This window comes from Pontibacterium sp., from assembly GCF_041587635.1.
GTDB lineage: Bacteria > Pseudomonadota > Gammaproteobacteria > Pseudomonadales > Balneatricaceae > Pontibacterium.
In genome coordinates this window covers 1-7666 of record NZ_JBFGYC010000150.1, presented here as the reverse complement: position 1 = coordinate 7666, position 7666 = coordinate 1, and the positions used below count along the sequence as shown (strand labels likewise).

At 53.7% G+C, this 7666-nt stretch carries 5 protein-coding genes; all 5 read left to right on the top strand.

Annotation, left to right across the window (positions count from 1 at the left end; translation table 11 throughout):
• Nucleotides 1–1468 (top strand): DUF1302 domain-containing protein (locus ABYW01_RS09385; protein WP_372832293.1); only part of this gene is annotated, 1468 nt, incomplete at its 5' end.
• Nucleotides 1469–1494: 26 nt separating this feature from the next.
• On the top strand, nt 1495–2859 hold the full coding sequence (locus ABYW01_RS09380; RefSeq protein ID WP_372832292.1) for a DUF1329 domain-containing protein: 1365 nt from the start codon (nt 1495–1497) through the stop codon (nt 2857–2859).
• 168 nt (nt 2860–3027) lie between these two features.
• Entirely contained in the window at nt 3028–4008 is a 981-nt protein-coding gene (locus ABYW01_RS09375) for a YCF48-related protein (RefSeq protein WP_372832294.1), read from the top strand.
• Nucleotides 4001–6388 carry an RND family transporter gene (locus ABYW01_RS09370; RefSeq protein WP_372832291.1) on the top strand — a complete coding sequence of 796 codons (2388 nt, stop codon included), beginning with the start codon at nt 4001–4003 and terminating at the stop codon, nt 6386–6388. Before ABYW01_RS09375 ends, ABYW01_RS09370 begins: the two co-directional genes overlap by 8 nt.
• A 78-nt stretch (nt 6389–6466) precedes the next feature.
• On the top strand, nt 6467–7666 hold a 1200-nt coding region (locus tag ABYW01_RS09365), incomplete at its 3' end, for an AMP-binding protein (RefSeq protein ID WP_372832290.1).

Here is a 7666-nt window from a genome sequence, read left to right as displayed (position 1 = left end):
TTTTGCTGATGATAGCGAGTTTAGCGGAAACCTGGATATGACACTGGGTTATGCAGCATCTATTCGCGCACAAGATGCCGATGCGGCTGCGCTTGATCCTGCCAACAACCTTTTAGGTACGTATACCACCCCCAATTATCTGTCTGATGCCCGAGTGCCTGATGCGGGTGATCTGATCTCTAACGTGTTCAAGGCGACGGCGGAGCTGAGTCTGGACTGGCGTAACTACGGGTTCGTTGGCTCAGCGGCGTATCATTATGACACCGAGATTATGGATGATGATTCTGTCGACCTGCTGGGTAACGCGGCATCCTGGTCGGATGGTGCTGAAGAGCATTCGGGCAATGTCTTTGATGTGCTGGATGCATATGCCTACGGCACCTTCGAAGTGGGCGAAAACCCGCTGGAGGTGCGTGTCGGTAAACAGGTCATTAACTGGGGTGAAGGGCTGTTCTTCCTGGATGGCGTTGCAACTCAGGTTCCGCTGAACATCAACAAACTGGTGACTCCTGGTTCTGAACTCAAAGAAGCCTACATCGGTGTAGAAAGTATCTATGCCCAGATGGGTATCGGTGATGTGTCTTCAATTGAAGCCTATGTACAGACCGATTGGCGTCGTACAGAGATGGCGCCACGCGGTACTTTTTATGGTGACGATGCGTTTTTCCGTGGTGGTGATGAGGTTGATCCGGTGCTGGGTATGCCGATCCGTGATCCCAATATTGAAGCGAGCGACTCCGGCCAGTGGGGTATTTCCGGTCGTACGATGGTAGGGGACGATACCGAGATTGGTCTTTATTACTCCCGTTATCATGAAACCTTCCCCTTCGTGAAATGGACCGGTGGCGCATCGGCACTGGGTGCTTCTCAGATGTGGCCGGAAGATCTGGAGATGATTGGTGCCAGCGTGGCGACAACGTTAGGGACATGGTCCGTCAATGGTGAAATTGCCTACCGTCCCGACCGTCCGTTGTTTACCACGCTGGGTGTGGCCAATGCCGCCGGCGAAGGTATTGAAGAACACGATACTATCAGCGCCACGGTGCACGGTATCTGGCTAGGCGGCGCATTGCCGTTGGGTATCGATTCTCAGTTTGTGCTGGTGCAGTTTGGTGCGGACTACATCAATGGCGATCTTTCCAACCTGGCTGCTAACAGCTCTATCACTAAAGAAGCGCTGAATCCGGATGACCTCGCTTACGGCGTTGCCGTGGAATGGACCGGAACCTGGCAGGCGGTGCGTCCTGGTACGGATCTCTCATTAGGGATCTTCCTGCAGAAAGACCTGCACGGTAATTCCCACTTCTGGGGCAACTTCGCCGAGGACCGTATCCTGGGGGCTGTGACGTTGACTGCTAATATTGGAAATGAATGGGAAGCAAGCGCAGGTTATTCCTGGACTGATCAGGATAACTCCCATTACGACACTCAGGATGTGTTTAACCTGTCTGTTAACTACAAATTCTGAGCCGCAGAGCTGAGAGGAGTTTAAGTATGTTTAATAAATCTGTTCTGTGTGCTGCGGTAGCAGCTCTGTCGCTGGGTGCTGGCAATACATTTGCTGAAATCACCCCAGAAGAAGTTAACCGTCTGCAAGCTGACCTGACCCCGGTGGGTGCCGAGCGTGCCGGCAATGCCGATGGCACGATTCCTAAATGGTCTGGTGGCCTGACCGGTGCGTTCTCGGGCTGGCCAAACAAGGATAACCACCGCCCGAATCCACATGCGGATGATAAGGTGAAGTTCACCATTACCGCTGCCAATATGGATCAGTATGCCGATAAGCTGCCGGAAGCGGCAAAAGCGATGTTTAAGGCATATCCGGATACGTTCAAGATGAATGTCTACCCAACGCGTCGTACCGCAGCCTATCCTCAGTCCTTCTACGACGCGATTGCTCGTGATGCGGTAACCGCTAAGCTGACCCGTGGTGGTGATGCTGTAGAAGGCGTATGGGGGGCGATTCCGTTTCCAATTCCTGAAAATGGCCACGAAGTGATCTGGAACCATCTGCTGCGTTATACCGGCGTATACCGTGTAGCATCCGTGGGTGAGAATCTGGTGTACACCAACGGTTCCAGCCTGGCATACGACTTCAAACTGGATATCCACCACACCTTTCATGATCCGTCTGTGTCGGAAAAAGACCGCAAAGACGGAGTGCTTTGGAAATACTCTTCCACCATGAGCAAACCTGCGCGAGATGCCGGAGAAGGTATTTTGGCGATGGATAACATCAACTTTGCGGATAACCCGCGTAAAGCATGGATCTACGATCCGGGTGAGCGTCGCGTGCGCCGTGCACCTAACATGGGTTTTGATACGCCAGACCGTGCGTTGAACGTGTTTGATGACTACGAGCTTTATAGCGGTTCACCCGAGCGTTATGACTTCAAGTTGATTGGCAAACAGGAGATGTACATCCCTTACAACAACAATGAAGTGAACTCGCCGCGTCATGATTCAAGTACGGCTCTGACGCCGGGTTTCATCAATGCCGATCTGCTGCGTTATGAACTACACCGCGTGTGGGTGGTTGAAGCGACCATTAAGGAAGGCCAGCGTCATGTCTACGCAAAGCGTCGTTTCTACGTTGATGAAGATACCTGGAATGTGATGGTAACCGATAAGTACGATGGCAACGGTAACCTGTGGCGTGTTGGTTTCTCTTATCCTGTTGTTGCAGCTGAAATGCCGCTGACCGGTGGTGGTAGCTACATCCACGTTGACCTGAAGAAGAACGGTTACTACCTGGCATTTACCTCTCTGGGTAAAGGACGGAAAGGCACGGATTTCTCTCAGACTCCGCCTAAAGCATCTTACTACACAGCGGGCGCACTGCGTCGCCGCGGTCGCTAAAGACGAGTGTCAGGCCCGGCCCCTTCCCGGGCCTGACACTAACTCAATTTTACCTGCAGCAGGTTCGTACGGATGCGTCATGCTCCGGACAGAACCATGCATGAAGGTCTTATGATGAAAATAAAAACTATAACGCCAACTCTCCGAACAAGATTTCGCCGTTTGGCCGTGTCTACGCTTGTCGCGTTCGCACTCGGAACACCAACGGTATCCTATGCTGATTATCTTGATCCCCTCGATCTGCCTTCACTACCGATGGATTCAGCACAACACTCCCTGTTACTGGACGTTGTCAGTGCGGGAGATCGTTTGGTCGCCGTGGGTGAACGTGGCCATATTCTGTACTCCGATGATCAGGGGATGAACTGGACTCAGGCTCAGGTTGCGGTACGTTCACAGCTCAATGCGGTTTACTTTTGGAACGACCAACAGGGTTGGGCGGTTGGCGAAGACGCAGTGATTTTGCACACCTCCGATGCGGGTCAGACCTGGACCAAACAGTTCGATGCGCGTGATGAAGAGATGAAAGGTCCATTGCTGGATCTTTTCTTTAAGAGCGCGGACGAAGGTTTCGCCATCGGTGTGTTTAATAAGCTGTATCACACCCGCGATGGTGGTCAAAGCTGGGAGAACTGGCAGGAGCATGCGGACAATCTGGATGAATGGCACCTGTTTGCCATGTCTTCGCCGGTTGAAGGTGTGATCTACGTCGCTTCAGAGGCGGGGTTGCTGTTCCGATCATTGGACGGTGGCAATAGCTTCGAACCACTGCAAACCGATCATGATGGCTCCTTTCATGGTGTGCTGGCCAAACGCGGCAGCGACGGAGAGGATCGCTTAGTGCTCTCTGGAGTCGGTGGCAAATTGTTTGTCAGTGCCGATAGCGGTCAAAGCTGGAATGAGCTGGATACTCACACCGAAGCGGGCATATCGGGTAGCACTTGGCTGGCCGACGGTTCGGCACTGATTGTTGGGGCGGACGGCGTCATGCTTAACGTCTCTCCGGATCTCGCTTCAGTAAAGAAATACCAGCGTGACAATGGCTTGCCGTTGAGCAGCGTTGTAGTCGCCAACAATGGCGGGCTGGTACTGGTGGGTTTGGGCGGCGTTCAGACCCTGAGCACGTCAGAGGTGACACAGCATGATTAATAACAACGGTACACTCCAGTTCTCGATGCTGACGCAGCTGATTTTTCGTCACCGTTTGGCCATCATTATCTTCAGTCTGCTGGCAACGTTTTATCTGGCTTGGCAGGCAAGTTATGTGCGCCCTGATACCCGTTTGGAGCGCTTGATCCCGGGCAGTCACGAATTCGTGGTCAATGCCAAACAGTTTCTCGGCGATGATACGGCGGGTGGCAGCAGTGTAATCCGGGTGGCTGTGGCCCGTACCGAAGGCACTATTTTTGATTTCGAGCATCTGGTCACGTTGCAAAAAATCAGTGACGAGCTGTCATTGCTGGACGGTGTCGATACCGGCAGCGTTAACTCCCTGTGGGCACCGGGCATGCTTTGGTTTGCGATCACCCCTGAGGGATTTGGTAGCGGGCCTGTCATCGATAACGCAACGTTTAATGACTCTGCTGAGTCGATGGACCTGATCCGCACCAACGTATTTCGTGCCGGACTTGTCGGCAGTTATGTGTCCAACGACTTTAACGCCAGCATGATCGACTTTGAGGTGTTGCCGATCAATCCGGCAACACGTCAGCCGCTGGACTTCAACGAATTCTCGACACGTCTGGATCAGGTGCGTCAGAAGTACCAGAGCGACGATCTGCGTATTCATGTGATCGGCGATGTGAAGAAAGTGGCGGATCTGGTGGATGGTTTCGCCCAGATCGCGCTGTTCTTCCTGGCGGCGTTTGTGATCACGGCGGTATTGTTGTTTAACTACTCCCGTTGCTACAAATCCACGCTGATTCCGCTGGTCTGTTCCGTGATCGCGGTGATATGGCAGCTGGGTATTCTGAACTTGATGGGGTATGGCCTGGGCGTATTCTCCGTATTGGTACCGTTTCTGGTGTTTGCCATTGCGGTCAGCCACGGCGTTCAGGTCATCAATGCTATTGCCCATGAAACCGCTAAAGGTGAAGACCGTTTAGGGGCTGCGCGGGTCACGTTCCATCATCTGCATAAAGCAGGGCTGGTGGCGCTGATCAGTGACGGTATCGGTTTTGCGACCCTATTCGTCATCGACATCGGTGGTATCAAGGATCTGGCGCTAGTGGCCAGTGTGGGTGTTGCGTTGGTGATTTTTACCAATCTCGTCTTACTGCCGGTACTGATGTCTTACGTGGGCGTGACTCAGCGCTGTGTTGATCACGCACAGCACAAGCTGGAGAACAAAACTGGATTGTGGGATGGCTTATCTCACTTCGCGGAACCCCGTTTGGCGCGGGTCGCACTGGTCGTTGCGCTGATTCTGGTCGGTGTGGGTAGCTGGTTCAGCCAAGGCCTGAAGATCGGTGATCTGGACAAGGGCGCGCCGGAACTGCGGGCTGACTCCCGCTACAACCTGGATAACAACTACATCACCGGTAATTTCACCACCAGTACCGACCTGATGACAATCTTTGTTGGGACACCGGAAGGTGCGTGTGAGACCTATAAAGCGATCGATCTGATTGACCGTCTGGGGTGGCAGTTGGAAAACACGCAGGGTGTTAAATCCGTCACTTCGCCAGCGACCCGAGCCAAGCTGAACCGTTATCTGGGGAACGAAGGCAACCTGAAGATGATGTCGCTGCCCCGGGACGAGCGGGTGCTGAGTCGTGCTATTGCCTATTCCGGTTTCACCACCACGGGTGGTGGCGGGGCGTGTGATCAGCAGCAACTGAATCTGGAGCTGACCGATCACCGCCAGGAAACACTGCAGCGTGTGGTCTCGGTGGTACGTGGCTTTGCGAATACCAACGATGATGCAGAGATCTGGTTCCGTCTGGGAGATGGTAATGCGGCTTATGAAGCGGCCACCAACGAGGTGATTGATCGTGCCCAGTACGAAATCCTGGCGTATGTGTATGGCATCGTCGCCGTGATGATCCTGCTGATGTTCCGTTCACTCAAAGCGGTGATCTGTATTTTGTTGCCGCTGGCGCTGACGTCTCTGCTCTGTCAGGCCCTGATGGCGGTGCTGGGGATCGGCGTTAAGGTCGCAACCTTGCCGGTGATCGCGCTGGGGGTCGGGATCGGTGTCGATTACGGAATCTATATCTACAGCCGTCTGCACTCCTATATGGAGCTGGGACACCCGCTGCGTCTGGCCTATCTGGAAGCGCTGAAAACCACCGGTAAGGCCGTATCCTTCACCGGCATGACGCTGGCGATCGGTGTTGCCACCTGGATCATCTCGCCGATCAAGTTTCAGGCGGACATGGGCATCCTGCTGACCTTTATGTTCCTGTGGAATATGGTGGGTGCATTGACGCTGTTGCCCGCACTGGCGCACTTCCTTATGCCAAAGAACCCTCAGCTTGCTGAAACCCTGAATAAAGAGACTACGCAGACACTGTCGTCCGGTTCCTGACCGGACCGGCAGGGCCTCTTTCAGATAGCGATGAAATGACAGTGTATAAGCCTGTCGTGGATAACAAGGTAACCAACCATGAAAACAAAAATTATAGAACCGGCGGCTAATGCCTATCAGTACCCACTGTTGATCAAAAGCTTGCTGTTGTCCGGCAAGCGTTACGAGCCGGGCCGTGAGATCGTCTATGGTGATGTGATCCGATACGACTACCGCACGTTTTACCAGCGGGTCTGTAAACTGGCGAACGTGCTGACCGATCTTGGCGTGCAGGCTGGCGATACTGTCGCGGTGATGGATTGGGATAGTCACCGTTATCTGGAGGCATACTTCGCCGTACCGATGATAGGTGCAGTGCTGCACCATGTGAATATCCGCCTCAGTGCCGACCAGATCGGCTACACCATGAACCACGCTGAAGACAGTCTGGTGCTGGTGCATGATGATTTCGTCGCTATTGCCGAAACACTGGAAGAACAGCTGCCCACCGTACGGGGTTATATCCAGCTGACCGACGGTAAACAGAGTGTATCCACCACGCTGAATGCGCTGGGTGAGTACGAAGCCTTACTTGAAGGAGCGGCGGCCGAATACGATTTTCCGGATTTTGATGAGAACTCGGTGGCCACTACGTTTTACACCACCGGTACCACCGGCAATCCGAAAGGTGTGTATTTCACCCACCGTCAGTTGGTGTTGCATACCCTGAATGGCGCAGCCACTCTGGGCCTTTACGAAGGCCAGCCATTGCTGCGCTCCGACGATGTTTATATGCCGATGACACCGATGTTCCATGTGCACGCCTGGGGTGTGCCCTACATCGCTACCATGCTTGGTGTGAAGCAGGTCTATCCGGGTCGTTACGAACCCAACAAACTGGTGAAGCTGTTTCGTGATGAGGGGGTGACCTTCTCTCACGGTGTGCCGACCGTACTGCAGATGATCCTTAACAGTGAAGAAGCCAAAGCCACCGACCTGAGTGGTTGGAAGCTGCTCACCGGGGGCAGTGCGCCAACGCTGGCATTGGCACAGCAGATGGCGGAGCGCGGCATTCTGTTCCATACCGGCTACGGTATGTCAGAAACCTGTCCGTTACTCAGTACCACCTACCTGCGTGAAACCGAGCGCGAAATTACGATGGAAAACCAGATGCCGGAACGTATAAAGACCGGCGTACCGATCGGCTTGGTGGACCTGCGTATCGTGGATACTGAGGGGAATGGTGTTCCCCATGATGGTGAAGCGATGGGTGAGATCGTTGTGCGTACCCCTTGGTTA